This is a genomic window from Acinetobacter sp. Swhac1 (genome assembly GCF_013390985.1).
Classification (GTDB): domain Bacteria; phylum Pseudomonadota; class Gammaproteobacteria; order Pseudomonadales; family Moraxellaceae; genus Acinetobacter; species Acinetobacter towneri.
The window spans coordinates 40,549-65,291 of record NZ_JACASN010000007.1; the positions used below are offsets into that span (position 1 = coordinate 40,549).

22 protein-coding genes are annotated in these 24,743 nt (G+C 40.8%); 12 read left to right on the forward strand and 10 right to left on the reverse strand.

Going from position 1 to position 24,743, the window contains the following annotated elements:
* Positions 1 to 22: 22 nt before the first annotated feature.
* The 4 genes from HX743_RS05085 to HX743_RS05100 all read right to left on the reverse strand — a co-directional run bounded on the left by HX743_RS05085 (position 23) and on the right by HX743_RS05100 (position 4,007).
* Positions 23 to 1,198: a benzoate/H(+) symporter BenE family transporter gene (locus tag HX743_RS05085; protein WP_178318669.1), complete on the reverse strand. Its 1,176-nt coding sequence runs from the start codon at positions 1,196 to 1,198 to the stop codon at positions 23 to 25.
* An 83-nt stretch (positions 1,199 to 1,281) separates the two neighbouring features.
* The gene (gene leuE / locus HX743_RS05090; protein WP_178318670.1) at positions 1,282 to 1,944 is read right to left on the reverse strand and encodes a leucine efflux protein LeuE; all 663 of its coding nucleotides are present in this window, start codon (positions 1,942 to 1,944) and stop codon (positions 1,282 to 1,284) included.
* A gap of 96 nt (positions 1,945 to 2,040) precedes the next feature.
* Positions 2,041 to 3,027, reverse strand: a complete 987-nt coding sequence (gene tal / locus HX743_RS05095; protein WP_136144603.1) for a transaldolase — start codon at positions 3,025 to 3,027, stop codon at positions 2,041 to 2,043.
* A gap of 89 nt (positions 3,028 to 3,116) precedes the next feature.
* Positions 3,117 to 4,007: a LysR family transcriptional regulator gene (locus tag HX743_RS05100; protein ID WP_004973259.1), complete on the reverse strand. Its 891-nt coding sequence runs from the start codon at positions 4,005 to 4,007 to the stop codon at positions 3,117 to 3,119.
* 107 nt (positions 4,008 to 4,114) lie between these two features.
* Between HX743_RS05100 and aceI the strand changes: the two genes are divergently transcribed.
* Complete coding sequence (gene aceI, locus HX743_RS05105) at positions 4,115 to 4,546, forward strand: chlorhexidine efflux PACE transporter AceI (RefSeq protein ID WP_136144604.1); 432 nt, start codon at positions 4,115 to 4,117, stop codon at positions 4,544 to 4,546.
* A 109-nt stretch (positions 4,547 to 4,655) separates the two neighbouring features.
* Here the strand turns inward: aceI and HX743_RS05110 are convergent, their stop codons facing one another.
* On the reverse strand, positions 4,656 to 6,167 hold the full coding sequence (locus tag HX743_RS05110) for an acetyl-CoA C-acetyltransferase (RefSeq protein WP_096900885.1): 1,512 nt from the start codon (positions 6,165 to 6,167) through the stop codon (positions 4,656 to 4,658).
* A gap of 239 nt (positions 6,168 to 6,406) precedes the next feature.
* On the opposite strand from HX743_RS05110, the gene HX743_RS05115 reads away from it, so the two are divergent.
* The 4 genes from HX743_RS05115 to dnaX all read left to right on the forward strand — a co-directional run bounded on the left by HX743_RS05115 (position 6,407) and on the right by dnaX (position 12,492).
* Positions 6,407 to 7,798: a 3-oxoacyl-ACP reductase gene (locus HX743_RS05115; protein WP_178318671.1), complete on the forward strand. Its 1,392-nt coding sequence runs from the start codon at positions 6,407 to 6,409 to the stop codon at positions 7,796 to 7,798.
* 142 nt (positions 7,799 to 7,940) lie between these two features.
* Complete coding sequence (locus tag HX743_RS05120) at positions 7,941 to 8,795, forward strand: MaoC/PaaZ C-terminal domain-containing protein (RefSeq protein WP_178318672.1); 855 nt, start codon at positions 7,941 to 7,943, stop codon at positions 8,793 to 8,795.
* A gap of 170 nt (positions 8,796 to 8,965) precedes the next feature.
* On the forward strand, positions 8,966 to 10,171 hold the full coding sequence (locus tag HX743_RS05125) for a serine hydrolase domain-containing protein (protein ID WP_372238841.1): 1,206 nt from the start codon (positions 8,966 to 8,968) through the stop codon (positions 10,169 to 10,171).
* Positions 10,172 to 10,236: 65 nt separating this feature from the next.
* Positions 10,237 to 12,492, forward strand: coding sequence for a DNA polymerase III subunit gamma/tau (dnaX, locus tag HX743_RS05130; RefSeq protein ID WP_178318674.1), 2,256 nt, complete (start codon positions 10,237 to 10,239; stop codon positions 12,490 to 12,492).
* 60 nt (positions 12,493 to 12,552) lie between these two features.
* Here dnaX and HX743_RS05135 read toward each other — a convergent pair whose 3' ends face one another.
* Together HX743_RS05135 and HX743_RS05140 are read right to left on the reverse strand one after the other, a co-directional pair.
* The gene (locus tag HX743_RS05135) at positions 12,553 to 13,002 is read right to left on the reverse strand and encodes a thioesterase family protein (RefSeq protein WP_004973275.1); all 450 of its coding nucleotides are present in this window, start codon (positions 13,000 to 13,002) and stop codon (positions 12,553 to 12,555) included.
* Between the two features lie 101 nt (positions 13,003 to 13,103).
* On the reverse strand, positions 13,104 to 14,264 hold the full coding sequence (locus tag HX743_RS05140) for an iron-containing alcohol dehydrogenase (protein ID WP_178318675.1): 1,161 nt from the start codon (positions 14,262 to 14,264) through the stop codon (positions 13,104 to 13,106).
* 119 nt (positions 14,265 to 14,383) lie between these two features.
* Between HX743_RS05140 and HX743_RS05145 the strand changes: the two genes are divergently transcribed.
* From HX743_RS05145 to HX743_RS05170, 6 genes are all read left to right on the forward strand, one after another.
* Entirely contained in the window at positions 14,384 to 14,893 is a 510-nt protein-coding gene (locus tag HX743_RS05145; protein WP_004973278.1) for a low molecular weight protein-tyrosine-phosphatase, read from the forward strand.
* A gap of 3 nt (positions 14,894 to 14,896) precedes the next feature.
* Positions 14,897 to 15,937 (forward strand): UDP-N-acetylmuramate dehydrogenase, encoded by a 1,041-nt coding sequence (murB, locus tag HX743_RS05150; RefSeq protein ID WP_178318676.1) that lies wholly within the window; start codon positions 14,897 to 14,899, stop codon positions 15,935 to 15,937.
* Between the two features lie 6 nt (positions 15,938 to 15,943).
* Positions 15,944 to 17,071 carry a YdcF family protein gene (locus tag HX743_RS05155; RefSeq protein ID WP_178318677.1) on the forward strand — a complete coding sequence of 376 codons (1,128 nt, stop codon included), beginning with the start codon at positions 15,944 to 15,946 and terminating at the stop codon, positions 17,069 to 17,071.
* On the forward strand, positions 17,071 to 18,114 hold the full coding sequence (locus tag HX743_RS05160; RefSeq protein ID WP_096900878.1) for an alpha/beta hydrolase: 1,044 nt from the start codon (positions 17,071 to 17,073) through the stop codon (positions 18,112 to 18,114). Before HX743_RS05155 ends, HX743_RS05160 begins: the two co-directional genes overlap by 1 nt.
* Before the next feature lie 276 nt (positions 18,115 to 18,390).
* On the forward strand, positions 18,391 to 19,095 hold the full coding sequence (locus tag HX743_RS05165) for a response regulator transcription factor (RefSeq protein WP_178318704.1): 705 nt from the start codon (positions 18,391 to 18,393) through the stop codon (positions 19,093 to 19,095).
* The gene (locus tag HX743_RS05170; protein ID WP_178318678.1) at positions 19,092 to 21,002 is read left to right on the forward strand and encodes an ATP-binding protein; all 1,911 of its coding nucleotides are present in this window, start codon (positions 19,092 to 19,094) and stop codon (positions 21,000 to 21,002) included. The genes HX743_RS05165 and HX743_RS05170 overlap by 4 nt, the downstream gene beginning before the upstream one ends.
* A 33-nt stretch (positions 21,003 to 21,035) precedes the next feature.
* Here HX743_RS05170 and HX743_RS05175 read toward each other — a convergent pair whose 3' ends face one another.
* From HX743_RS05175 to HX743_RS05185, 3 genes are all read right to left on the reverse strand, one after another.
* On the reverse strand, positions 21,036 to 22,202 hold the full coding sequence (locus HX743_RS05175) for a cupin domain-containing protein (protein ID WP_004973287.1): 1,167 nt from the start codon (positions 22,200 to 22,202) through the stop codon (positions 21,036 to 21,038).
* Positions 22,203 to 22,322: 120 nt separating this feature from the next.
* Complete coding sequence (locus tag HX743_RS05180) at positions 22,323 to 22,916, reverse strand: nucleoside triphosphate pyrophosphatase (RefSeq protein ID WP_178318705.1); 594 nt, start codon at positions 22,914 to 22,916, stop codon at positions 22,323 to 22,325.
* Positions 22,917 to 22,923: 7 nt separating this feature from the next.
* Positions 22,924 to 23,307, reverse strand: coding sequence for a DUF2237 family protein (locus HX743_RS05185; protein ID WP_136144481.1), 384 nt, complete (start codon positions 23,305 to 23,307; stop codon positions 22,924 to 22,926).
* Positions 23,308 to 23,446: 139 nt separating this feature from the next.
* Here HX743_RS05185 and HX743_RS05190 point away from each other — a divergent pair, with 139 nt between their 5' ends.
* Positions 23,447 to 24,634, forward strand: coding sequence for a phosphoglycerate kinase (locus tag HX743_RS05190; protein ID WP_004973295.1), 1,188 nt, complete (start codon positions 23,447 to 23,449; stop codon positions 24,632 to 24,634).
* Positions 24,635 to 24,743: the final 109 nt, after the last annotated feature.

Genomic DNA, 24,743 nt, shown 5'->3' on the forward strand with positions numbered 1-24,743 from the left:
GTTTTTTAACTGCTTAAGTTATTTAGCTTTTGCTTTGTTTAAACTTTAAAACTGCCAAAACCACACAACCAAAAATCAGTCCCCAAAATGCAGAACCAATACCAAAAAACTGCACCCCAGAAGCACTAAATAAAAAGGTCAATAAAGCGGCTTCACGCTCTGCAACGTGCTGAAAGGCGAGGGCGATGTTGTGTCCAATAGTGCCAAGCAGTGCAATTCCTGCCAAAGCAGTAATAAAAACAGCTGGGAATGACATCAACAAACTGGTGAGCGTTGCAGCAAAGATCCCCATCAAGATATAAAACAAACCGCAGCTAATTCCCGCAATATAGCGCTTACTGGCATCGGGATGCGATTGATCATCTAAGCTAATCGCAGCACTGATGGATGCGATATTGACACTAAAACATCCAAATGGCGCGAAAATCGCTTGTGCTGTGCCTGTCCAACCAATTAAGTGACGTACATTTGGGTTAAAACCATAGCTTTTGATCATGGCAAGACCGGGTAAATATTGCGATGCCATATTAATGACAAACAAAGGCAGGGCTAAACCTAAAATAGCAGACCAACTTAATTCAGGTTGCATCCAAACTGGTTGTGCAATACTCCATTGCACACTCGGCATTTGAAATTGCAAGAAGATTGGGCATAGTGCGACCCCAATCAATACAGTTAAAACAATGCTATAACGCGGGCTAAATCGTTTTGCCAATACATAGGCTGCCAATAAAGACAAAATAAATGCCCATGCTTCTTGCAGACTGGTAAATAGGGCAATCCCAAATTTAAGCAGCACACCTGCCAACATGGCGCTGGTTAAGCTTTGTGGAATATAAGTCAGTACCTTTTCAAAAATACCCAAAAAGCCAAGCACTGCTGTGAGTACGCCACAAAACAAAAATGCGCCAATTGCTTCGTGTAAGCTATAACCGCTGCCCGTGGCGATAATCAGTGCCAAGCCTGCGGTAGACCATGAGGTCGCCACAGGATATTTAAATTTCCAAGATAAAATCAGCCCGCTTAGACCAATACCTAAACCCAACGCCCAAAACCAAGAGCTGATTTGCTCAGCACTTGCGCCTAAAATTTGTGCTGCCTGAATGACTAAAACCGCGGAAACACTAATACCGACCAAGAAGGTAATAAAACCTGCAAATACTGCAGGCACAGAGAAGTCATTTAAAAGTTTTTGCATGCTTTCTTAGACATATTTTCTATAATTGATGAACAGATCATACACATTTGAACAAATAGTCAAAAGTGTTTTTTATACTTTTTTTATAGCGTTGAGCTTGCCAGTCTAAAGCCAAAACCGCAGAACAAAATACCAATGCTTGCAACGCAAATGGCTGCAATTTTATAGCGTTGATTGAAATAACTGGCTAATTTGACTCCTGAAAAAATCAAGATAGATAAATAACCCATGCTAATGATTTGTAGGACGATGGCTAAAACAGCAAAGCTCAGCATCGGGTAGGTGTAATCAGGATTGACGAATTGCACAAAAAAAGACAAATAAAACAAAATTGCTTTTGGGTTAATAACGCTAATCATTAAAGCAGTTCGGTAGGGATGAACCCGTTCAGTTGTATTGCTCGTTGCTGTTGTAGAAAGATTGGCGTGCGAAGTTCTGGTTTGTGGAAACCATGTTTTATAGGCTGCAATCAGTAGTTTAATACCTAAATAGCCTAAGTAGAGCGCACCAACTACTTTTAATAAGGTGAATAGCCATGGAAAAGCATGCAATAATGAGGCTGCCCCTAAAATGGTGCACACAATTAAAATCAGATCACCCGTAAATACACCGAAAGCAGCTGCATAGCCTGTGCGTATCCCAAAGCGTGAAGCCACTGACATGACATAGAGTGAGTTTGGGCCAGGCAAGAGCACAGTTAAGGTTGTGCCAATTATAAAAGTGCTGAGGTCACTAATACCAAACACGCAAACTCACCTAAATAAAAACCGATGTTGCAGTATAACAACATCGGTTTTGTGGCTTAGTAAAAATTTTGGAATTTTACTGGGATAGGTTAAAGCTTAAGCTTTAATCTCTGCATCTAAGCCGAAAGACTGGCGTAATAGGGTGGCAAGTTGCTCACGCGCTTTAATAAAGCCATCAATGCCGCCTTGTAACAATTGGAACGCCATCAAATCTGCCTCAAGTTGCGCTTTGAATTGTTCCTTTTCAATTGCTGCCAGTGGTTCAGCTTGAACTTGAATGCCATTGGTCGATAACGCTGCAGCGACTTCTCGTTCATCAGCTTCAAGTTCTGCCAATAAATTTGGTGCAACGGTCAATAAATCACAACCAGCTAAAGCCAAAACCTGATCAATACTACGGAAACTCGCGCCCATAATTTCAGTTTGTACTTGATGCTGTTTATAGAATTGATAAATTTTCTTCACCGAAAGTACACCCGGATCTTTTTCAATAGGGTAGTACATGACATTTTCAGCTTTTTTATACCAATCTAAAATACGACCCACAAATGGTGAAATCAACGTCACTTTGGCATCTGCACAAGCATGTGCCTGATGTAAACCAAACAATAAGGTTAAATTGGTGTGAATGCCTTCGGCTTCCAACACTTTCGCCGCTTGAATGCCTTCCCATGTCGATGCAATCTTAATCAAAATGCGGTCTGAATGAACACCATAAGCTTGGTACAGTGCTAAAAGTTCTTTGGCTTTGGCAATGGTCGCATCAGTGTCATAAGACAAAGAAGCATCCACCTCAGTCGAAACACGACCTTCAATCAGCTTTAAAATTTCTACACCAAATTTGACCGTTAAAATATCAATGCTGCGCTCAACCAATAGATCATTTGTATAACCTTCAGCTTTGGCTTGCTCAAATGCAGCTTCAATCAACGCTTTATTTTCAGGTTGATTTGCAGCCGCCGTAATGAGTGATGGGTTGGTGGTCGCATCCAAAGGACGAAACTTTTCAATCGCAGCCAAGTCACTACTATCTGCAACAATGGTGGTTAAGTTTTTTAGTTGATTTAAGGCTGTCTGTGTCATTCGAGATCTAGTTCTTAGGTTATTGCTTATACATTCAGTTATATCACAAACAGCTTTTAACCCAAGTACCAAGTAAGAGGGTTTGTGGATTATTTACCAGTTTTTCTCAGATTTCGGACGTGATTAATCAAAAAATGAGCAGCAGCGCCCAATTGATGTTCTCGGCTCCAGACCAAATCGACAAAATATTCAAATTTTGGGGTGAAATCTAGCAGCTGTAAAATTTTTAATTCGTGTTGTAGTTCAGGATGTTCATTCAGCATTTCCAAGGGCAAGACACCCCAGCCTAAACCCTGCTTAATCATACTGCAGGCAGAATGATGATTATCGGTACGCCAATAGTGCTTAGAAAATAACAACTCGGGTTTAATCTGCCGATCACGGCTCGCCACTACAATTTGCCGATTTTGTAAAATCTGTTCAAAACTGACTTGATCAGATTCAGCCAGCGGTGAATGTCGGGCAGCGACAGGCACTAAAATTTCACGTTTTAATTCCACAAATTGTTCACTGCTTTGTAATTGTTCGCGTTCAAACATAAAGGCCAAGTCCGCTGCTTGAGTCATGAGTAAATGCAGTGCATCTTCTTGTGGCGCAGAGAAAATATTGATCTGCAATTCAGGAAATTGCTGTTCTAGTAACACAATATAATCTGTCCAGCGAGTGTGTAGTAATTCAGACACCACCACAATATTTAAGTGTGCTTCCAGCCCAGAACTGAGCGCAAAAGCATGTTGTTTCCATTGCTTCATTTCTATGAGCAGTTGTTTGCTTTTTTCGTAAAGACTCTGCGCTTGTGGGGTAGGCAAAGGTTCACGCCCAATCCGTTCAAACAGTTTTAGGTCTAAATCAATTTCTAAATTAGCAATGGACATACTAATTGCCGAAGGCACCTTGCCCAATTGGCGTGCAGCTGCAGAAAAAGAACCCGTTTCCATGACGGTGATAAAAATAATCAGCTGATCTTGATTGATATTCATGGCTGAGCATTCGTTTTACTTTTCAATATTATTGATGGATTCTAACTCGATTGGTCAATTAAATGAAAATAAAATAAGCGGGGAAGGATAAGTATTTGAGTAAGCAGATGTTGATTTCCAAAAGAAGATGGGTACATGCCCTGAGTTATGAAGTGATTTTATTGGTCATCATTGCTTTGGCATTAAGTTATGTGTTTGAAATGCCAATGCAAGTGACAGGTGGTCTAGGCATTGCGATGGCGGTGACATCGGTGCTGTGGAATATGTTTTTCAATCACTATTTTGAAAAGTTTGAAGCGCAACACCAGCTACACAGAACTTTTAAAATACGCGTTTTACACGCAATTGGTTTTGAAGGTGGCTTAATGCTCGCCACTATTCCCATGGTGGCGTATGCACTAGAAATATCCATGCTGCAGGCAATTTTGATTGATTTATTGATGACGCTCAGTATTTTGCTCTATACCTTTATTTTTCAATATTGTTATGACCATATCGAAGCGAAATTGGGTTATGCTCCGCAACATTCAGTCAGATAAAACGCTAGTGGCTAATTAAAAGTGAGCTGCTATAAATTAAGCGCTATAAAAAAGCCACCTGAGCGAATCAAGTGGCTTTTATTGTTATCTAAATTGGAACTAGGCAGAATTATTTTTCAATAATGGCTGTTACACCTTGACCGCCTGCTGCACAGATTGACACCAATACGCGACCTGAACCTTTTTGATTCAGAAGTTTCGCCGCAGTGGCAAGAATACGTCCGCCTGTTGCTGCAAATGGGTGACCTGCTGCCAAAGATGAACCTTTGACGTTCAGCTTGCTACGATCAATTGATCCTAAAGGTGCATCTAAACCTAAACGCTCTTTACAGAAGTTCGGATCTTCCCATGCTTTTAAGGTCGACAAGACTTGTGAAGCAAATGCTTCGTGAATTTCGTAATAGTCGAAGTCTTGTAATGTTAAACCAGCACGTTCAAGCATACGTGGGACAGCGTATGCAGGCGCCATCAACAAACCTTCTTTTTTACCTACAAAATCAACTGCGGCAGTTTCTTGGAAAGTCAAATATGCCAAGACTTCATGACCATTGGCTTTTGCCCATTCTTCAGAGGCAAGTAATACGCAAGATGCACCATCGGTTAGTGGAGTCGAGTTACCCGCCGTCATAGTGCGCGCGTCGCCTTTACCAAAAGCAGGTTTTAACTTCGCTAGTTTTTCTACAGTAGAATCTGCACGTAAGTTATTGTCACGTTCTAAACCTAAAAATGGCGTGATGAGATCATCAAAGAAACCTTCGTCATAGGCAGCTGCCATTTTTTGGTGAGATGAAGCTGCTAACTCATCCTGCGCTTCACGAGAGATGCCCCATTCCAACGTAGTAATGGCTTGGTGGTCGCCCATTGATAAACCTGTGCGTGGTTCACCGTTACGTGGCGCATCCATTAAATCTTTAATGTTGATTTTGGTTAATGCTTTTAAGCGGTCTTTACCTGTTTTTGCAATGTTCAATTCAAGCAATGCTTTACGCAAACCATCGCCAAATGCGATTGGCGCGTCAGAAGTCGTATCTACACCGCCTGCAACACCAACCTCGATTTGACCCAGTGCAATTTTATTCGCAACTAAAAAAGCAGCCTGCAAGCCAGTACCACATGCTTGTTGTATATCGTAAGCAGGTGTTTCAGGAGCAAGGGCAGTATTGAGTACGCACTCACGAGTCATGTTAAAGTCACGGCTGTGTTTGAGCACTGCACCTGCAACAACTTCACCCAAACGCTGACCTTGTAAGTTGAATCGTTCAACAAGACCATTTAATGCTGCTGTAAACATATCTGTATTAGATGCAGTAAAGTAAGCGCCATTAGAACGTGCGAATGGAATACGGTTACCACCGATAATAGCAACGCGGCGAACAGTGTTTTGGCTCATAATTTTATCCTGTTGAACAGAGGTATTGGTATTAGATGGTGCTTTTGTTTGCGTTGAAGCAGTTGTTTTAGCACGGCTAGTCGTGCGGGTACGTGTAGTTTTTGTCGTACTCGTGTTGGAACGGGTTGCAGTGTTGCTACTTTTGCTTGTACGTTTAGCAGTTGATGTATTTGACACAGAATCCGTTGCAGAATTTTCCACTGCTGGATTTTCTTGAGTTGTTTTGCTCATAAGGCTTTTCCAAGCATGTTAAGGGTCTACTTGATGCGTACATTAGCACAATAGTATGACAGCTGAATTGACTACAATGACATTGCAGAATGCATTCAGGTCAAGACATCTGATAATTAACTCAAGTATGATTTAGCACAAACGGGTAACGCTATTGAAATGTGGGCATTTGGCATCATATTGATGTTAAAAGATATCGTGTAATCCATCAAAAAATGAATTTATGAGAGATAATAATCATGACTGATCAATATCAAACATTTGCAAAATCTCCTATTGGTAAATTTGTCATTAAAAATTTGGGTTTACCATCCCCAACTTTTTTAGATCGTTTTGAGTCTGCAACACCAGTGGTAAAAGGTGCAGTACTTTTAGGTGCAGCCCCTGCAAGTGATTTGTCTGCATCAATTGCACAAGTTTTAGCTAATGTACATGCCAACAGTTATGCAGGTAACAATGCAGAATTGCAACAAGCTGCGGCAAAAGTGGGCTTAAATTTAGGTGCATTCAATCCAGGCGATAAAGAATCTAAATTTAAAGTGGTGGTGTTTGATGCTTCAGGTATTGAAAACTCTGAACAATTAAAAGCGCTTTATGAGTTCTTTAACCCAATCGCACGTCAAATTCAGGCTTCTGGTCGCGTGGTGGTGATTGGTACTACACCAGAAACTGCAGGCAGTGTGAAAAAAGCCATTGCACAACGCGCTTTGGAAGGTTTTGTAAAATCGGTAGGCAAAGAATTTAAAAAAGGCATTGCGGCTAACTTAATTTATGTCGATCAAGGTGCTGCAGCAAACTTAGAATCTACGTTACGTTTTGCCATTTCACCACGTTCAGCTTATGTGTCAGGTCAGGTGATCCGTGTGTCGAATGCTGCAACTGTAGAGGTAGATTGGGCAAAACCATTGGCAGGTAAAACTGCTGTAGTGACAGGTGCAAGCCGTGGTATTGGTGAAGCGATTGCGCATGTGTTGGCACGTGATGGTGCACACGTTATTTGCCTAGACGTTCCACAACAACAAGCAGATTTAGACCGTGTTGCTGCTGAAATTGGTGGTTCAACGCTAGCAATTGACATTACTGCTGCAGATGCAGGCGAGCAAATTAAAACAGCTGCCGCTGCGCAAGGTGGTTTGGATATTATTGTGCATAATGCGGGGATTACCCGTGACAAAACTTTGGCAAATATGAAACCAGAGCTTTGGGATTTAGTCATTAACATCAACTTGTCTGCAATTGAGCGTGTGAACGATTACTTATTGGCAAATGATGGTTTAAATGCCAATGGTCGTATTGTTTGCGTATCTTCAATTTCAGGTATTGCAGGCAACTTGGGTCAAACCAACTATGCAGCATCTAAAGCTGGTGTGATTGGTGTCGTGAAATTCACCGCACCTGTTTTAAACAACGGCATCACCATTAATGCCGTTGCACCTGGCTTTATTGAAACGCAAATGACCGCGGCAATTCCTTTTGCTATTCGTGAAGCAGGTCGTCGTATGAACTCTATGAGCCAAGGTGGTTTACCTGTAGACGTTGCAGAAACCATTGCTTACTTTGCTTCATCGGCATCGACAGGTATTAATGGTAACGTGGTACGTGTTTGTGGTCAAAGCTTGTTAGGGGCTTAACACCTTCAAAGTTCTCTCCCTTGGGGAGAGGATTTAGGAGAGGGAGATAAGGGGATAGATTATTAACCCTTCTCTCTAGCTTTCTCCCAGCGGGAGAAAGAACTCCATTAAATAAATTAGAAAAACTTCTCAAAGGTTCAGTATGAATACTCGCCATTTTAGTCAACTTCCAAAACCCTATTTAGCCTATCCAAAAGTGATTCAGGGCTTAATTTTTAAAAAGCCAAAAGGTGAAAAAGTTCTGCCGCAAGTTGAATATGTGGTGGATTCATTCAAGGTCGATCAAAAGCACTTAAAAGCCTATAATGCAGTGACAGGTTTTAAAAATAACGGCTATATTCCTGCAATTTATTTGGCTGTATTGTCACAAAGTCTGCAAATGCACATGATGACCCAAGAAGCATTTCCATTTGCAATTTTGGGCTTGGTGCATATTCGCAACCAAGTCAAACAAAGCCGTAAAGTTGGATTGAATGAACAACTGACCTTGTCGTGTAAATTTGGTGAATTGCAACCACATGATAAAGGCGTACAGTTTGATTTTATTACCACTGTTAAAGTAGGCAATGAGGTGGTGATTGAAGGTTTAACCACGTATTTAGCACGTCAAAAAACCACCACTAAAGCAGCTGCAAAATCTGCAGAAAGCAAAGCGCTAAACTATGCCGTTCAAGCTGAATGGGATATTTCTGAAAATACAGGTCGCCGTTATGCTTTAACGTCTGGCGATTTTAACTTAATTCATATCCACGCGATTACTGCAAAAGCATTTGGCTTTAAACAAGCGATTGCGCACGGCATGTGGAGCAAAGCCAAAGCCTTATCTAGTTTAACTTTGCCAGATGCTTATGAAGTCGATGTGTGGTTTAAGTTACCTATGTATTTGCCATCTAAAGTTGAGTTTTTAACTGCAACGGACGCTAAAAATACAGACTTTTTAATTCGAAACAGTAAAAACCAAAAACCGCACGTGACAGGTGTTGTCACCGCGCTTTAATTCAGTGATCGAAAGCCTAAATCCTTTGGATTTAGGCTTTTTATTTGCGCTAGCTTTTTATTAATAATAAAAACGAGATAGACAGGACGATGCAACATTTAAAGGATTATATTTTTGCTGAAACTGAAAATTATCGTGGATGGGTTGCACCTGAGTTTCATGATTTAGCGATGCAATTTAGCCGTTTGCAAAATGCACGTAGCCAACAGGGCGGAGCTGCTTTAGCGGTGTACTTTCAAGGTCAGAAAGTCGTCGATATTTACACAGGTAAAAAGTCGCCAGATGAAGACTGGCAAGCCGATACGTTATCGGTATGTTATTCCACAGGCAAAGGTGTATTAGCGACACTGGCACATATTTTGGTCAGTCAAGGACTGGTCGATTACGATACTCCCATTTATATATACTGGCCTGAATTCGCCCAAAATGGCAAAGCATTGATGACCTTAAGGCATGTGCTGAGTCATCAAAGTGGTTTATATGACATCCGTAATATCATTGCCGATGCGACTGAAATGGCAGATTGGTCGCACATGCTGGATGTGTTGGCTCAAGCCAAGCCACGTTTTGATGTAGCAAGTGAGGCAGCGTATCAACCTTTAACTTTTGGCTGGCTGGTCGGTGGGATTTTAGAAAAAGCTACAGGTCAAACATTGGCTGAATTGATGCAGCAATACTTGGTTGAATCTTTGGCTTTGGATGGGGCGTATTTTGGTGTGCCTGCGTCTGAGCTTTCCCGTGTCGCACGACCATTTAAAACTGCTGTGACATCAGCGCAAACAGATGCATCATCTACAAATAAACAGACAGCTAAAGTTAAAAACCAAGCTAAATCGAGCAAACGTCCTGTATCAATATTCGATAAAGTCATTGCATGGAGTGGGCAAAATCCGCAAGACTTTCAGGATGGCATGATTCCCAAAGGCATGAAAAATTTTAGTTTTTTTAGTGATACAGGCTTACAAGCCGTGATTCCTGCTGCCAATGGTGTATTTACTGCCCAAAGTTTGGCACGTATTTATGCCATGTTGGCGCAGGGTGGATCATGGCAAGGTCAGCAATTGATTCAGCCTGAAGTTTTTCAGCAATTGAGCCAAGTACAATATGTACAGCGTGATCGGGTCATGCCTATCCCGATGCATTGGCGATTAGGCTATCACCGTGTATTAAGTTTGGGTAAGCGCTCTCACGGTTTTGGACACATGGGTTTTAATGGTTCAGGCGCGTGGTGTGATCCTGACCGTCAACTCAGTTTTGCCTATACCCATAATTTTGCTGCAGGTTCTTTAATTGGTGATTATCGACTTTGGGGACTGAGTCAGGAAGCCATTCGCTGTGCAGATCGGCAATTGCAAGGGCGTAAAGGCTGGTTTTAGGCGTGATTGTACGTTCACTCTTTGCCAAAAAAACAGTATGCTTAGACCTGTAAAAAGGAGCATTCATGTATCAGGTACTTGCGCGTAAATATCGTCCTCGTAATTTTAATGAATTGGTGGGACAAAACCATGTATCACGGGCATTGACCAGTGCTTTGGAACGTGGGCGTTTGCACCATGCTTATCTTTTTACGGGAACACGTGGTGTAGGTAAAACTACCATTGCGCGTATTTTGGCCAAATGCCTGAACTGTGAAACAGGCGTGACATCTACCCCATGTGAAGTGTGTCCGACCTGTACTGCGGTCAATGAAGGTCGTTTTATTGATTTAATCGAAATTGATGCGGCGTCACGTACTAAGGTTGAAGACACACGTGAGTTGCTTGATAACGTACCTTATGCACCGACTCAGGGGCGTTTTAAGGTTTATCTGATTGACGAAGTGCACATGCTGTCTACGCATTCGTTCAATGCTTTGCTAAAAACTTTGGAAGAACCGCCTGAGCATGTGAAGTTTCTGTTTGCGACCACAGACCCACAAAAACTCCCTATTACTGTGATTTCGCGCTGTTTGCAATTTACTTTGCGTCCATTGCAGGTCGATGAAATTACCAGTCATTTAACGGATATTTTAGCCAAAGAACAGATTGTTGCAGAGCAAGATGCAATTTGGCAGATTGCTGAATCTGCGCAAGGTTCTTTGCGTGATGCGATGTCTTTGACAGACCAAGCCATTGCTTATGGTCAGGGTGAAATTCATCATCAAGATGTCAAAGACATGCTGGGCTTGATTGATCGCACCATTATCTATGATTTGATTTTAGCGATTCATCAAAACCAACAGCAGCGTGTGAGTCAGTTGTTATTACAATTTAGACAGCAAGCTTTAGATGTGTCTTTGGTGTTGGATCAGTTAATTTCGACACTGCATGAATTGGCAATCATGCAATATCTGCCAGATTTAAACCTAAAATACAGTGCTGAAATTAATCAAAAAATTCAGCAGCTTGCGGGTCTGATCTCTGCACAAGATTTACAGTTGTATTATCAAATTGCTTGTAAAGGACGCGCCGATTTACAAATTGCCGTAACCCAAGAACAAGGCTTTGAAATGTGTGTACTGCGTTTACTGGCATTTCGACCTTTGCAAGCCAATGAAGTGTTGGTTGCTGCGCCACAAAATACTGCACAAACAGCGGCTTCCCAGCCAGTTGCTCAAATGGAGCAAACTCCACAAGCTGTGGCAACTCAAAATACAGCACAAGCGGAACAGCATGTAACTGAATTAGATGCGGTTGCAACACCTGATCTTGATGGATTTGACTATGAGGATGACGATTATTCAGATCACACCACGACACAAACCAGTGTTGCAGAACCTTCTTCAGATGATTTTTTAGATGAGGATGAGCCTGAAGCTTTAACACATCAAGATCAACAGTTGATTCAAGCGCAACAATCGACTCCGCAAGCGCTACACTCAACAGCTGCGATTTCACCAGAATCTATGTCAGAACCTGCAGTGAATGAAGAAACTGCAATACAGGCTGAGGATAAGCAATCTGAATCTATCGTGTTTGATCCAAATGCAGATGCACAATTGTTTGGTTTAGATGAAGATGCCTCATCGGTAAGCACTACATCTGATGTGCAAAGTCATGATGATTTTTTACTGGAAAGTTTTGATGCCGTTGCACCGTTAGGTGATCTTGCTGCATCAGCCGAAACATCGCTAGTTTCATCTACACTACAATCGAATAATGCTTCACCGTCAATTACACAAAATGTAAGTAATGCAGAAACCGCTTTATTTGATTTAGCAGCGACTGAAGTCGAACCGAATGTTGCCAGTGCGACAGCACAACCGCAGCAAACCATAGCATCTAATGCCGATGATCAATTAATGCCGCAGGATATTCTGCGTTTACAGCCGCAAGTTTTAGAAGGTGAGTGGACTTTAGACAAGTGGGAATATTGGTTTAGACACAGCGAGTTGTCACCTGCCGTGCAAGAATTGGCGCAGCATGGCGTAATGACGGGGCAGATTAATGCTGAATCGGTTTTTCATATTCCTGAGCAATATCAGCAGTTATTGACTCAACTGCAACATGCTTTAGAAAGTGCTTTAAAAGAACAGTGGAGTAAAACTCTGTTTAAAGTGCAATATGAAAATGTGGATGACACGACACCGTACATTTTGCAGCAACAGCGCAAACAACGCGCTTATCAACGGGCTGAAAATTTATTGCATCAAGAACCGATTGTGAAAGATATTTTGCAAAACTTTGATGGCGAATTACATAACATTCAGTTGAAATAACCTGTTGTTAGCTTTTGTTTGCAGAATTTTAAGGCTGGGTCAAACCAGCCTTATTTTTTGCTAAGCGCAAGCTGAATCTGTGCTTTTATATGGCTGTAATGCTTCGCGGATGGAGTCAGGAATCGGGCAGTTTTGGCGTGTAATTCGATCTACAAATACATGCACCACTTGTCCTTGTGCAGCGGCAAGATTTTGATTGTTTTTAAAAATTGCCAAATCATAAATTAAGGATGAGTTTCCAATTTTTTGAATAGCAACACCTACTTCAATCATTTCAGGATAGGACAATTCCTGCAAAAAATGACAGGTGGAATTGACCACTAAACCAATACAGGGTGATCGTTTGGGTTCAAAGCCTGCTTTTTGCATCAGTAGGGCATTGGCTGCGCTGTCAAAATAGCTGTAATAAGTGACATTATTGACATGTCCATACATATCGTTGTCTGCCCAGCGAGTTTGGATGGGAAAGAAAAAAGCGTATTGCTCACGGGTTTTGGTGTCAGGTTTCACAAGTTTACCTATATTTTTATCGACGTGGTGTCATGCTTTAATGGGTGGAAATCATCCCAAATAAATGTAGAAAGTTAAATACAGAACGTTAAGCGTAAATGTTAGGCATAAATGGCTTGGTAAATCTGTAACGCATCCTGCATTTGCATTGCTCTCGGGTTGTTTTGCAATAAACGGCTTTGCAGCATCGCATCTTCTGCCAGTTGTGGCAGCATGTTTTCTGCTATGCCTAGGGCATTGAGTTTTAACACCAAGCCACTTTGATCTAAATGATTTTGTAAATGATCAATAAACAAATCACATAATCCATCTGTGCAGCCTTTACTGCGTGGGTCTAACCAACACATCAGTTCTGCATAATACTGTTTGGCTGCAGGCGCATTAAATTTTAAAACTTCGGTTAGTACCAATGCATTGCTATGCCCATGTGAAATATGGAAATGTCCGCCTAAAGGATAGGCAAGCGCATGTACCGCAGCCACAGGAGCATTGGCAAAGGCTTGTCCTGCCAGCATTGAACCAAACAGCATGTTTTGCCGTGCTTGCATATTGCTGCCATCTTCAAGCACTAATTTTAAGTTTTGATCAAGTAAACGCAGCGCATGTTTTGCCAGAAAATCTGAATACGCATTTTTTTTGATTTTAGAAGTATAGGCTTCAATGGCATGTACCATCGCATCTATACCTGTGGCTGCGGTAATCTGTGCAGGTAGATGACGGGTAAAATTGGCATCTAAAATGGCAACATCGGCATATAAAATAGGAGAAACAATGCCTGTTTTACTGGTTGCACCTGTGGTGACAATGGAAATAGGTGTGACTTCTGAACCTGTACCTGCCGTTGTGGGAACTAAAATGAGTGGTAAACGTGGTGCTTTCGCATTGCCAACACCGTACAAGTCCGACAGTTGTTGAGTTTGTTCGGAATGACTCAGCACGGCAATAATTTTGGCGACATCCATCGCACTACCCCCACCAAAACCTAATACAACATCAATATTTTGCTGTTTGGCAAAATCAACTGCTTCTAACACAATCTGTTCTGCGGGGTCGGCTTGCACATTCGAGTAAATGGCATAGTCCAGTTGCAGTTGCTTTAAAATTTCTAAAATAGGTTGATGTAATTGTTGTTGTAAAATGCCAGCATCGGTGACCAATAACAAACGCTTATAATTTTTTTCGGTTAAAACCGTTTTTAGTTCAGAAATTGAACCCAATCCAGAAATAATGTTGCCAACTGTTTGAAATTGAAAATGCTGCATCGTCTTTATTCCTAATTTTTATACTTAATTCAACATTATTGTAGGGTCACGATATAGGATTCATATCATAAATAACTTAACATAAGACTCTTAAAAATAAAGTAGCTTTGAGGTTGTTTATGTCATCCAAAACGCCATATAAGGTGTTATGTGTTTGTTTGGGAAATATTTGCCGCTCTCCAACGGCAGAAATTGTACTTCGACATTTTTGTGATGAACAACAACTCAATGTGTTGGTAGATTCTGCTGGAACCAGTAATTATCATCCAGGCAAAGCCCCAGATTTACGCAGCCAAAAACATGCGTTCAAACGTGGTTATGACTTATCTACATTGCGCGCGCGTCAGTTACGTATACAAGACTTTGTCGAGTTTGATTTGATTTTGGCGATGGATTTTGAAAACTTAAGCAATATTCAATCTTTAATGCGCCGTGCTGAAGCTGAACTGGGCAGTTTGCGCGCTGAAATAGCCTTAATGAGCGAACACGATCCGCATTATACGCAGCAAGAATTACCCGATCCATATTATGGCGAAGCCGATGGTTTTGAGCGGGTGCTCGATCAATGCGAGTCGAGTAGTCGCGCATGGGTGAAAGTTTTACAACAACAATTTGAATTGAAGGTTTAAGTCATGCACATTCACTACAACATGCAACTCAAACCGTTCAATACGTTAAATTTAGATGCAACTGCATCGCATTATGTCAAAATTGAAAATATTCAAGATGTACAGGATGCTTTGGCATTTGCCCAGAAAGAACAATTAAATGTGCTGATTTTATCGGGTGGTAGCAATATGTTATTGCCTGAACATATTCATGCCTTGGTCATGCACATGGATATTCAGGGCATCGAAAAATGCGCTGAAGATGATGCAAGTGTCACCCTAAAAGTTGGGGCAGGACAAGTCTGGCATGAGTTTGTGTTGTGGAGTACGGAACAAAAGTTATATGGTCTGCAAAATCTGGCTTTAATTCCAGGTTTGGTCGGCGCTTCACCTGTGCAAAATATTGGTGCTTATGGCGTTGAAGTCGGTGAGTTTATTGAAGCTGTGCAGGTTTATGATCGTGAATGCCAACAATTCAGCTCAATTGTTGCAGCAGATTGTCAGTTTGCCTATCGACACAGTATTTTTAAAGATCATCCCAACCGTTACATCATTACCCATGTGACTTTTAAACTGTTAAAACAGGCGGCGTTAAAATTAAATTATGGCGACTTAAAAGCTGCAGTAGGCGATGAGCAAACTGCTGAAAATCTGCAGCAACAAGTCATTCAAATTCGCCAAAGTAAGCTGCCTAATCCTGCAGAATATCCAAATGTAGGTAGTTTCTTTAAAAATCCTGTGATTTCGACTCAGCAATTTGACCAAATTGCAGCACAATTTCCAAATTTACCCCATTACCCACAGCCGAATGCGCAAGTTAAAATTGCAGCAGGCTGGTTGATTGATCAAGCTGGCTGGAAGGGAAAACAACTGGGTGTGGTGGGTATGTTTCATAAACAAGCGTTGGTTTTAGTCAATTATGCCGATGCCACTTTGGCAGATGTGCAACACACCTATCGTGCTGTGCAGCAAGATGTTTTGAGTCGTTTTGGTATTTCACTAGAACCTGAACCTGTGTTATTTGATGAAACAGGTTTGATTCGTGCACATCAACCAGTAGGTTAAGTGAAGATGAAACAGAATCATTGGATGCTCAGATTGGTACAAATTGCTGCCGTGCTATTTGTATTGTTTGCAGCGTTCATGATTTTTATCTATTCACCTTTTTATTCTACTTTGGTGGTCAAAACGCTGAACACTTTGGTACCTGTAGAAGTGAATCAAGTGGCAGCAAAAAGTCAGCAAATGGCGGCTTTTAGTGATCAAGACAGCTTGGAACCCGGTTCAGATTTATGGATTGCCCGACAAGCTTATTTGAAGCTGATGGAGCAAGAGATTCAATCTGAAAATTCGAAAAATTTAACTTTAATTCAGGCTCGTTATAAAGCCTTACAAGCGCTTATTTTAGAAGAACAAACGCAAAAAAAATTAGCATCTGAGCAAGAGTTGCCGCAAGTCCCATTGTTGGTGTCTAATGCAGCTTCTGAAGCAGTTGTAGAAGACCCATCCGAAAATGTAAAAGCCTTGCTCAATTTGGATAGTCATGAAAATCAGGCACTGATGGAACAATACTTGGCATTTTTAAGCACTCATAAAATTGCCGAAACCGAAAGTGAGCCTGTAGATGAAGAAATCTTTAAAGATATTGCCTTGATTCATCAACAAAATATTCCAAAAATACCTGCAAACTCTAAACCTTATGCGATTGTGGTTTTAGGTGGTGGCTTAACTTTAGATGAAAATGGCAAAGATATTGTGGTGAATCATTACACACGTTTGCGTCTGGAAACCACTTTGGCTGTTGTCAAACAATATCAATTGCCAATCGTATTAAGTGGTGTCGAAGCACCTTATATGCAGCGTTGGTTAAAAAAATATGATGTCGAAGCAAAATTATTAGAAGATCGCAGCATGAATACTTGTGAAAATTCACGTTTTAGTTCTTTATTATTACAAAAAAAAGGGGGGGCGCCGACAGTGATTTTGATTACAGACCGTTATCACATGCCACGCACCCGCCGTTTATTTGCTTTGAATGGAATTGAAACGATTCCAGTCGAGGCTCCCATGCCGACTCAACTGACTGCATGGCGTCCAAGTGAACAAAACTATGATCATAGCCGCCGTGCCAATTATGAAATGCTTGCCACCATTCGGGATGTCTTGATTGGTTCTAGCGCATGTCGCGAGGTGCCATAATGCCTGATATTCCATTTTTAAACCCAAGCGTGTTGAAGCAATTAGATTTGCCAGTGCCGAGTCGGGAAACCACACCACAAATTCTACAACCTTTAAATTTGAATCGTGGTTTTGAACCGAGTGTTGAGTTACAAGCCTATCGACAGCTTTATGGTTTTCATTTGTTGGACTGTGAACATTGGCAAGGCTATGTGCAAATGCCGTTGTTTAAATTGCATGTGCAAATTTTTCAACCCGATTTAAGCAAAACCAAATTTGATCAGGTGCAGGGCACGGTATTTCTACTGCATGGCTATTTGGAACATAGCGGGATTTATCAACCTATCGTCAAAGAATTATTAGAGCAGGGCTTTAGTGTTTTGACTTATGATTTGCCCGGACATGGATTGAGTGATGGTTATCCTGCCAACATCAAAAATTTTGATCATTATCAGCAAGTATTACATGCGGTTTATCAATATGTAAAAAATGCCGATCAATTGCCAAAACCGTGGTTGGGCATTGGGCAAAGTACAGGTGGTGCAATTTGGATGCATCACTTGTTGGAATTTGCTCAGCGCCGTGAAAATCCATTTGTAGAGCGTGTGTTGTTGTTATCGCCTTTGATTCGTCCTGCAAAATCGGCATGGTGGCATAACTCTGTTGGTTTGGGCATTATCCGTCGGATTAAGCGTGAAGTGCCGCGACATTTCCGACGCAATAATCATAATCCTGAATTTTTACGCTTTGTGCGTTTAAAAGACCCGCTGCAACCTAGAATGATGGGCATGGATTGGATTTTAGCCATGTCTAAATGGATGTTGGAGATGGAAGAACGTCCAGCTTGCCGTATTCCTGTTTGGTTGGCACAAGGGGCGCAAGATCAAACCGTAGATTGGCGCTACAACATTGAGTTTATTCGGCGTAAATTCCGCCTGCAAACCTTACTCATGTTAGAAGAAGGCTCGCATCAATTAATCAATGAACGTGCGGATATTCGTGCGGCTTTAACAGGGCTGATTCCTGCATTTTTACATGCACATAGCTCTAAGACTTATTATTAATTTATCAACCATCTTTTAAATACGGCTCTACATTTGCTTTGATGCTGTTCTCGGCATCAAAGCATATTTATGCTGCGCTGCTCATTAAAATGTGAAGCGATTTCTAAAATAAAATAGTACTTCACATTTATTTTTTATTTCATGCTCGAGTTTCATGTTTCAGTGCTATGCTCATGTTTATAAAATAAGCTAAATTTGAAAAACTCCTTAATTCTAGGGATAGTGTTTACATCAAAACGATTGATATATTTACAAACATAATCAAGGGGATGAATGATGGCAGAAATGGAAGCGATATTACCCGTACCGGTTTTAATTGTTGAAGATGAGCCTATTATTCAGTCACGTCTTAGAAAAATTTTGCATGATATTGGCTATCAAGATGACATGCTATTTTTCGTGAGTCATCTTAAAGCTGCAATGACGTGTATAGAAGATCATCCGATTGCTTTAGCTTTAGTCGATTTAGGCTTGCCCGATGGCAATGGTAAAGAACTAATCGAACAATTACATTTTAGAGATCCAAGCGCATTAATTTTGGTGATTTCTGCATGGAGCACCCAAGACAGCTTATTTTCTGCAATTCAAGCAGGTGCAACAGGCTATGTGCTTAAAGAACGTGATGATACTGAAATTATTATCGCAATACGCAGCATTTTAAGAGGTGGTGCACCGATAGACCCATTTATCGCCCGTGAAATTTTATCGCAAATTTCACATCAAAAAGTACCCGTGCTGACCGAAGATTTATCAGATCGCGCCGATGCTCAAGCATTCAACTCACATTATGAACAGCTCACCAATCGTGAATTAGAAATTTTAAATCTGGTGGCGCAGGGCTTAAGTAACCGTGAAATTGCTGAGCAATTATTTGTGTCGCGTTATACCGTTGAAAGTCATATTAAACATATCTATCGGAAGTTGTCGGTCACTAAACGCACTAAGGCTGTCAGTACCGCTAGAACTTTAGGTCTTTTATGATTCAAAGGCTTTGGCAGTGTGGTTTGGGCGTGTTGTTATTGTTCTGTGCGTGGCAAAGCTATGCGCAGCAAGTGGTGTACCCAATTAATCAGTACTGCAATGTGCATGTACTTTCAATCAGCTCTGCCAAAACAGCATCACATAATAAAAAACCTGAAACGGGTTGGGAAAATGTTCAACTGCCCGACGTTTGGGATGATCGCTGGAAAAATTATAATGGTGGGGCGTGGTACAAAATAGAGTGGGAGTGGTTTTGTGAGCGTGATCATCGTTTAAATCAACCCATCGTTTTTGCACTGAATTTTTTAAATAGTGCAGGGGCAGTTTATCTGAATCAAGATTTACTTTGGGCAAGTCAACATTTAGAAGAGCCTTTGTCAAAAAACTGGAATATGCCACGTTACTGGATTTTACCTATTTCAGGCTTAAAACAAGGTAAAAATCAAATATTGGTCTATGTAAATGGATATGCATTTCAAAATGCGGGTATAGGAAAAATAAGTTTTAATAATGTGCATAACAATATTGAACAGCACCAGCAAAGTATATGGAATAAACGTACTTTATTTGAAATTAATGCGATTTTATCTGCCACTTTAGGCATTTTATGTTTGGTTATTTGGCTGTTTTTACGCCGTGATCAGAGTTTTGGTTGGTTCGCGTTGAGTTGCATGTTCTGGTTATTATTTATTTCTCATTTTTTAACCACAGAAACCTTTCCATACCCAAGTGTATTGGTGGCATCTCAAGCCAATTTAAGCTTTTTTATCCTCTATGTTTTAGCTTTTAGTCTGTATTTAATTAGGTTTGTCAATCAACGCTTGCCAATATTGGAAGAAAGTATTTTTATTCTGAGTTTAGCGGTAATCGTTTGTGTGTTTTTAACACCCTTAGATTATGTCAAACTGGTATTTGGGATTGTCTTTTTAAGTTATGCCAGCTTACTAGTCGTGGTTTATTTTTATTTGGCGTATTTAGCGTATAAATCCCCAAAAACAGAAGTATATCTGCTGCTATTTTGTTTAACCTTGATTGGCTTTTTTGCGGGTGTAGATGTATTTCGTTTAAGTAATGCGGCAACGGCAAGTTTATATCAGCCATTATCACCGTATACCTCGCCAGTAATTACTTTATTTATTGCGATTATTTTAGGCATGCGCCTAAAAAGAAATATTCAAAAAATTGAGAAATTTAATCAAGATTTAGAGCTTAAAGTTTTTGAAGTCAGTGATGATTTAAAACGCAGTATGTCAGAAAAGCATTATTTAGAATTGGAAAATGTGCGTTTGCAAGAGCGGATTCATCTATCGCATGATTTGCATGATGGTTTGGGTGCATCTTTGGTACGTTCCATGATTATGGTCGACCAAAGCGAACAGAACATGAGTAATCAGCAGTTCTTATCTATGCTGAAATTACTGCGTGATGATTTACGTCAAATTATTGATAGTGGTTCTTCCATTGGTTCTAAAGTGCCTGAAAATCCTAAAATTTGGGTTGCGCCAGTACGTCATCGTTTTAGTCAATTGATGGATGAAATGGATATTCATTCCAAGTGGGATTTTCCAAATGAATGGGTGATTGAGCCGAATTCGTTACAGTGCTTAACTTTGATGCGGGTATTAGAAGAAAGTTTAACCAATGTGATTAAACACAGCCAAGCCAAGCATGTATCCGTCAGTATGCAATTTGTACCGCCTAAGCAATTGGTACTTAAAATTCAGGATGATGGTGTAGGTTTTGAAGCCAATAGCGTGCTTGAACATGGCATGAGTATTGGGATGCGCAGTATGAAAATGCGTTTAGAACGGGTTGGAGGGCAATTAAAATTAAATTCGACACCTGGCTATACGTTAATTCAGGCAGTTTTAACTTTAGATCCCGCTTATCTAAATTCCCCAAGATGAATTGATCATCTTGAGGGGGCTGAAACGAATATTTTAAGCGTCTTCAGCAGGTAACAACATTAAAATGGATTCATTGAGCAGTTGTACCAAATCTTCCAAAATATTTGCGTCGTAAAGGTTTTCATCGAGCAGCACGCGTTCACCATTGGCAATTTTTTGCAGCGTAGGGATAGATGCTTCTGCGACACAAATCGCTTCACCATTCGCCCAAAATAAAACTTCATCTAGCTGATTTGCATAAAGTAGGCGAGAGGCGGGTTCCAACATGATTTGATAACCCTGATCTAGCGCATCTTCTAAATCGCCTACACCTATTTCATCTACTTCAGGAATATTTTCAGGATATTTCGGTTCAGACATTAAGCTTAAAATCGCATCATCCAACACCGATGAGTTTTGTAAACGCGCCCACAATTCTGCTTTCAGATAATCCAATTCTGTCGCAGTCATTTCGCCAATTTGGGTACTTTTTTTACGAACAAGGTCTTGTAGTGGCGTGCGTAACATTTCATCGGCAGAGAATTTATCGCTCACTCGATCCATCATTTCACTAATATTCGGCATGCGGAAACCGAACGAGAACGTCAGACAATCATCTTCCGCCACGCCATAATGTGCCAAACCCGGTGGCACATAGAGTAAATCGCCAGGTGCAAGAACTTCATCAAAATTGACCTGCATTTCAGGCAATAATTTTAACGGTTGTCCTGCGACAAATTCAGTTTCAGCATCACACATTTGCCCAAGTTGCCAACGACGATGTCCATAGCCTTGTAGCAAAAACACATCGTAGAAATCAAAATGCTGACCTACAGAGCCGCCTTTAGGGGCATAAGACACCATTATGTCATCACGTCGCCATTGCGGAATAAAAGGAAATTTTTTCCAAAGTTCAGCGAGATCAAAAGAGTAATGATCAACGGCTTGTACCAATAGCGTCCACAACTTTGGCATTTTTTGAAAATCAGCCTTAATGAGCGGTGATGATTTCACAGTCCATTGATTTGGATCGCGATCTTTTTGTTTGATTAAACGGGCAGTCACATCTTCTTCAAGTGCCAGTTCCATTACATCACTAGGTTCAAGTAGGTTGGCAATTTCTGGGAGTGCATTGCGTACCAAAAGTGGTTTTTTTTGCCAATATTCACTTAGGAATTGTTCTGCGGTAATTCCGCCCAAAACATCTAAAGGTTGCGACATAAAATAGCCTAAGCAAGTTTTACCAATAATCTCAATATTGTCTGATTTGTCGCTGCAAAGGGCAAGGTGATTTATAGTCTTTATAAATATTCACGGCTGTTAAATTACACAGTTTTAAACTTAAGGAACCTGAATATTCAGCATTCTTAAAATACGACACAGTTGAATCATAGGTAGTCCCATTAACGTGGTCTGATCATTGCCTTGCATAGCTTCAAACAAGCTAATGCCCAAACCTTCACATTTAAAACTGCCTGCGCATTGCAGTGGTTGCTCGAGAGCAACATATCGTGCAATTTCATCATCGGTTAAGTTGCGAAATTTGACGGTGTAATGCTCTACAATTGTCTGTACAAAGCCTGTAGATTGCTGCTGCACACTGAGTGCCGTGCTGAAATACACGGTTTGACCTGAATTGGCGTGTAATTGTTGTATGGCTTTTTCTGAAGTAAGTGGTTTACCGATAAAAACATCTGGCTGCTGTTCACGCCATGCCACTTGATCTGAACCTATTACTATTGCATTAGGATATTGCTGCGCAATATAGTGTGCCTTTTCAAAAGCCAAGCGTTGCGCTAAATCATCTGCGTGCAATTCACCCTGTGCAGATTCATCAATATCAGGAGAAATTGACTTATACGCCAAATGCAGACGATTCATCAATTGCTGACGAGTTTGACTGCCAGACGCTAAAATAATTTCAGGATGTTGCATCAGATCATCACACCGCATAATCCATCAAAATATCTAAAGGCACATAAGACAATACTGACTGATGACAGGCTTGAATTTTAATTGGTGGTGCTTGACCTGCCTGATAGGCTTCAACCCAACGGGTGACGCAAATACACCAGAAATCACCCGGTTGTAAGCCGTTAAAACCAACTTCTGGTACTGGCGTGATTAAATCATTGCCAATTTTTTGCGAGAAATTTAAAAAATCAGAGGTCATTTGTGCACAAACGGTGTGCTGACCTAAATCGGTTGGGGCGGTATGACAAAAACCGTTACGAAAATATCCAGTAATAGGATCAAAGCAACAACTGGCGAGAGGTTCGCCCAAAACATTTAAACGATTGATATTTGGATCGGGATGAATAGACATAAGTGCGAGAAAGATGGTAGCTTTTTTCTATCATAATCAAAACTTTTGCTTTAAACAGCAATTCTACAAAAGTTGCTAACCTTTTTCTGCATAATCATTTAAAATCGTGGCGTTTTGATATCAATAAAGTGAGCTATACATGAACTTTCAGCGTATGACTGACCTCGATTTAGCAGGTAAGCGTGTCCTTATTCGTGAAGATTTAAACGTACCTGTTAAAAATGGTGTGATCACCAGCGATGCACGTTTACGTGCGGCATTGCCAACGATTCAAGCTGCTGTTGCCAAAGGTGCAGCAGTGATGGTGTATTCTCACTTAGGTCGTCCTGTTGAAGGTGAGCCAAAAGCTGAACAATCTTTAGCACCTGTAGCTGCGTATTTAACCCAAGCATTAGGTCAAGATGTTCAACTGATCACTGACTATTTAGATGGTGTAGACGTTGCTCCTGGTCAAGTCGTTTTATTGGAAAACTGCCGTTTTAACCACGGTGAAAAGAAAAACAACCCAGAACTTGCCGCTAAATATGCAGCATTGTGTGATGTATTTGTGATGGATGCATTTGGTACCGCGCACCGTGCAGAAGCCTCTACTGAAGGCGTTGCACGTTTAGCACCAGTGGCAGCAGCAGGCCCATTATTGGCTGCGGAATTAGATGCTTTGGGTCGTGCCTTAAAAACACCTGAAAAACCAATGGTGGCGATTGTTGCAGGTTCTAAAGTATCGACTAAGTTAGATGTATTGACTTCATTGTCTGATATTTGCGATCAATTAATTGTAGGCGGTGGTATTGCCAATACTTTCCTTGCTGCAGCAGGCTATAACGTGGGCAAATCATTATGTGAAAATGATTTGATTGACACTGCCAAAGCAATTGCCGCAAAAGTTTCTGTACCACTGCCAACCGATGTTGTAGTTGCAGATGCCGCTGAAATTAATTTTGAAGATTTCTTGGGTTCATTGGCAGCAGCGAAAGCAACTGTGAAAAAAGTTGAAGATGTTGCAGACAACGATATGATTTTAGACGTAGGCCCAGAAACTGCAAAAGCATTTGCTGAAATTTTAAAAACTTCAAAAACAATTCTTTGGAATGGCCCAGTGGGTGTATTTGAAGTTGATCAATTTGGTGAAGGTACGAAAGCACTTTCATTGGCGATTGCAGAATCTGCAGGTTTCTCTATTGCAGGCGGTGGTGACACTTTAGCTGCAATTGACAAGTATGAAGTTGCAGACAAAATCGGCTATATCTCTACAGGTGGAGGTGCATTCCTTGAATTTGTAGAAGGTAAAACCTTACCTGCAGTTGCGGTATTATTAGAACGCGCTTAAATCTAGAAAATTTATCAATAATTTTTAAAAAGGTTGACTTCGGTCAACTTTTTTATATTTATGTCATGCCGTAGTCATCAAAATGTCATAAATATGCAATAAACTGTAG

Excerpts from the sequence above, each read along its gene's own strand:
- HX743_RS05085 (WP_178318669.1), bottom strand. The coding sequence starts at position 1,198 with ATGCAAAAACTTTTAAATGACTTCTCTGTGCCTGCAGTATTTGCAGGT.
- tal (WP_136144603.1), bottom strand. The coding sequence starts at position 3,027 with ATGACACAGACAGCCTTAAATCAACTAAAAAACTTAACCACCATTGTT.
- HX743_RS05100 (WP_004973259.1), bottom strand. The coding sequence starts at position 4,007 with ATGAATATCAATCAAGATCAGCTGATTATTTTTATCACCGTCATGGAA.
- aceI (WP_136144604.1), top strand. The coding sequence starts at position 4,115 with ATGTTGATTTCCAAAAGAAGATGGGTACATGCCCTGAGTTATGAAGTG.
- HX743_RS05110 (WP_096900885.1), bottom strand. The coding sequence starts at position 6,167 with ATGAGCAAAACAACTCAAGAAAATCCAGCAGTGGAAAATTCTGCAACG.
- HX743_RS05115 (WP_178318671.1), top strand. The coding sequence starts at position 6,407 with ATGACTGATCAATATCAAACATTTGCAAAATCTCCTATTGGTAAATTT.
- HX743_RS05120 (WP_178318672.1), top strand. The coding sequence starts at position 7,941 with ATGAATACTCGCCATTTTAGTCAACTTCCAAAACCCTATTTAGCCTAT.
- HX743_RS05125 (WP_372238841.1), top strand. The coding sequence starts at position 8,966 with ATGCAATTTAGCCGTTTGCAAAATGCACGTAGCCAACAGGGCGGAGCT.
- dnaX (WP_178318674.1), top strand. The coding sequence starts at position 10,237 with ATGTATCAGGTACTTGCGCGTAAATATCGTCCTCGTAATTTTAATGAA.
- HX743_RS05140 (WP_178318675.1), bottom strand. The coding sequence starts at position 14,264 with ATGCAGCATTTTCAATTTCAAACAGTTGGCAACATTATTTCTGGATTG.
- HX743_RS05145 (WP_004973278.1), top strand. The coding sequence starts at position 14,384 with ATGTCATCCAAAACGCCATATAAGGTGTTATGTGTTTGTTTGGGAAAT.
- murB (WP_178318676.1), top strand. The coding sequence starts at position 14,897 with ATGCACATTCACTACAACATGCAACTCAAACCGTTCAATACGTTAAAT.
- HX743_RS05155 (WP_178318677.1), top strand. The coding sequence starts at position 15,944 with ATGAAACAGAATCATTGGATGCTCAGATTGGTACAAATTGCTGCCGTG.
- HX743_RS05160 (WP_096900878.1), top strand. The coding sequence starts at position 17,071 with ATGCCTGATATTCCATTTTTAAACCCAAGCGTGTTGAAGCAATTAGAT.
- HX743_RS05165 (WP_178318704.1), top strand. The coding sequence starts at position 18,391 with ATGGCAGAAATGGAAGCGATATTACCCGTACCGGTTTTAATTGTTGAA.
- HX743_RS05170 (WP_178318678.1), top strand. The coding sequence starts at position 19,092 with ATGATTCAAAGGCTTTGGCAGTGTGGTTTGGGCGTGTTGTTATTGTTC.
- HX743_RS05175 (WP_004973287.1), bottom strand. The coding sequence starts at position 22,202 with ATGTCGCAACCTTTAGATGTTTTGGGCGGAATTACCGCAGAACAATTC.
- HX743_RS05180 (WP_178318705.1), bottom strand. The coding sequence starts at position 22,916 with ATGCAACATCCTGAAATTATTTTAGCGTCTGGCAGTCAAACTCGTCAG.
- HX743_RS05185 (WP_136144481.1), bottom strand. The coding sequence starts at position 23,307 with ATGTCTATTCATCCCGATCCAAATATCAATCGTTTAAATGTTTTGGGC.
- HX743_RS05190 (WP_004973295.1), top strand. The coding sequence starts at position 23,447 with ATGAACTTTCAGCGTATGACTGACCTCGATTTAGCAGGTAAGCGTGTC.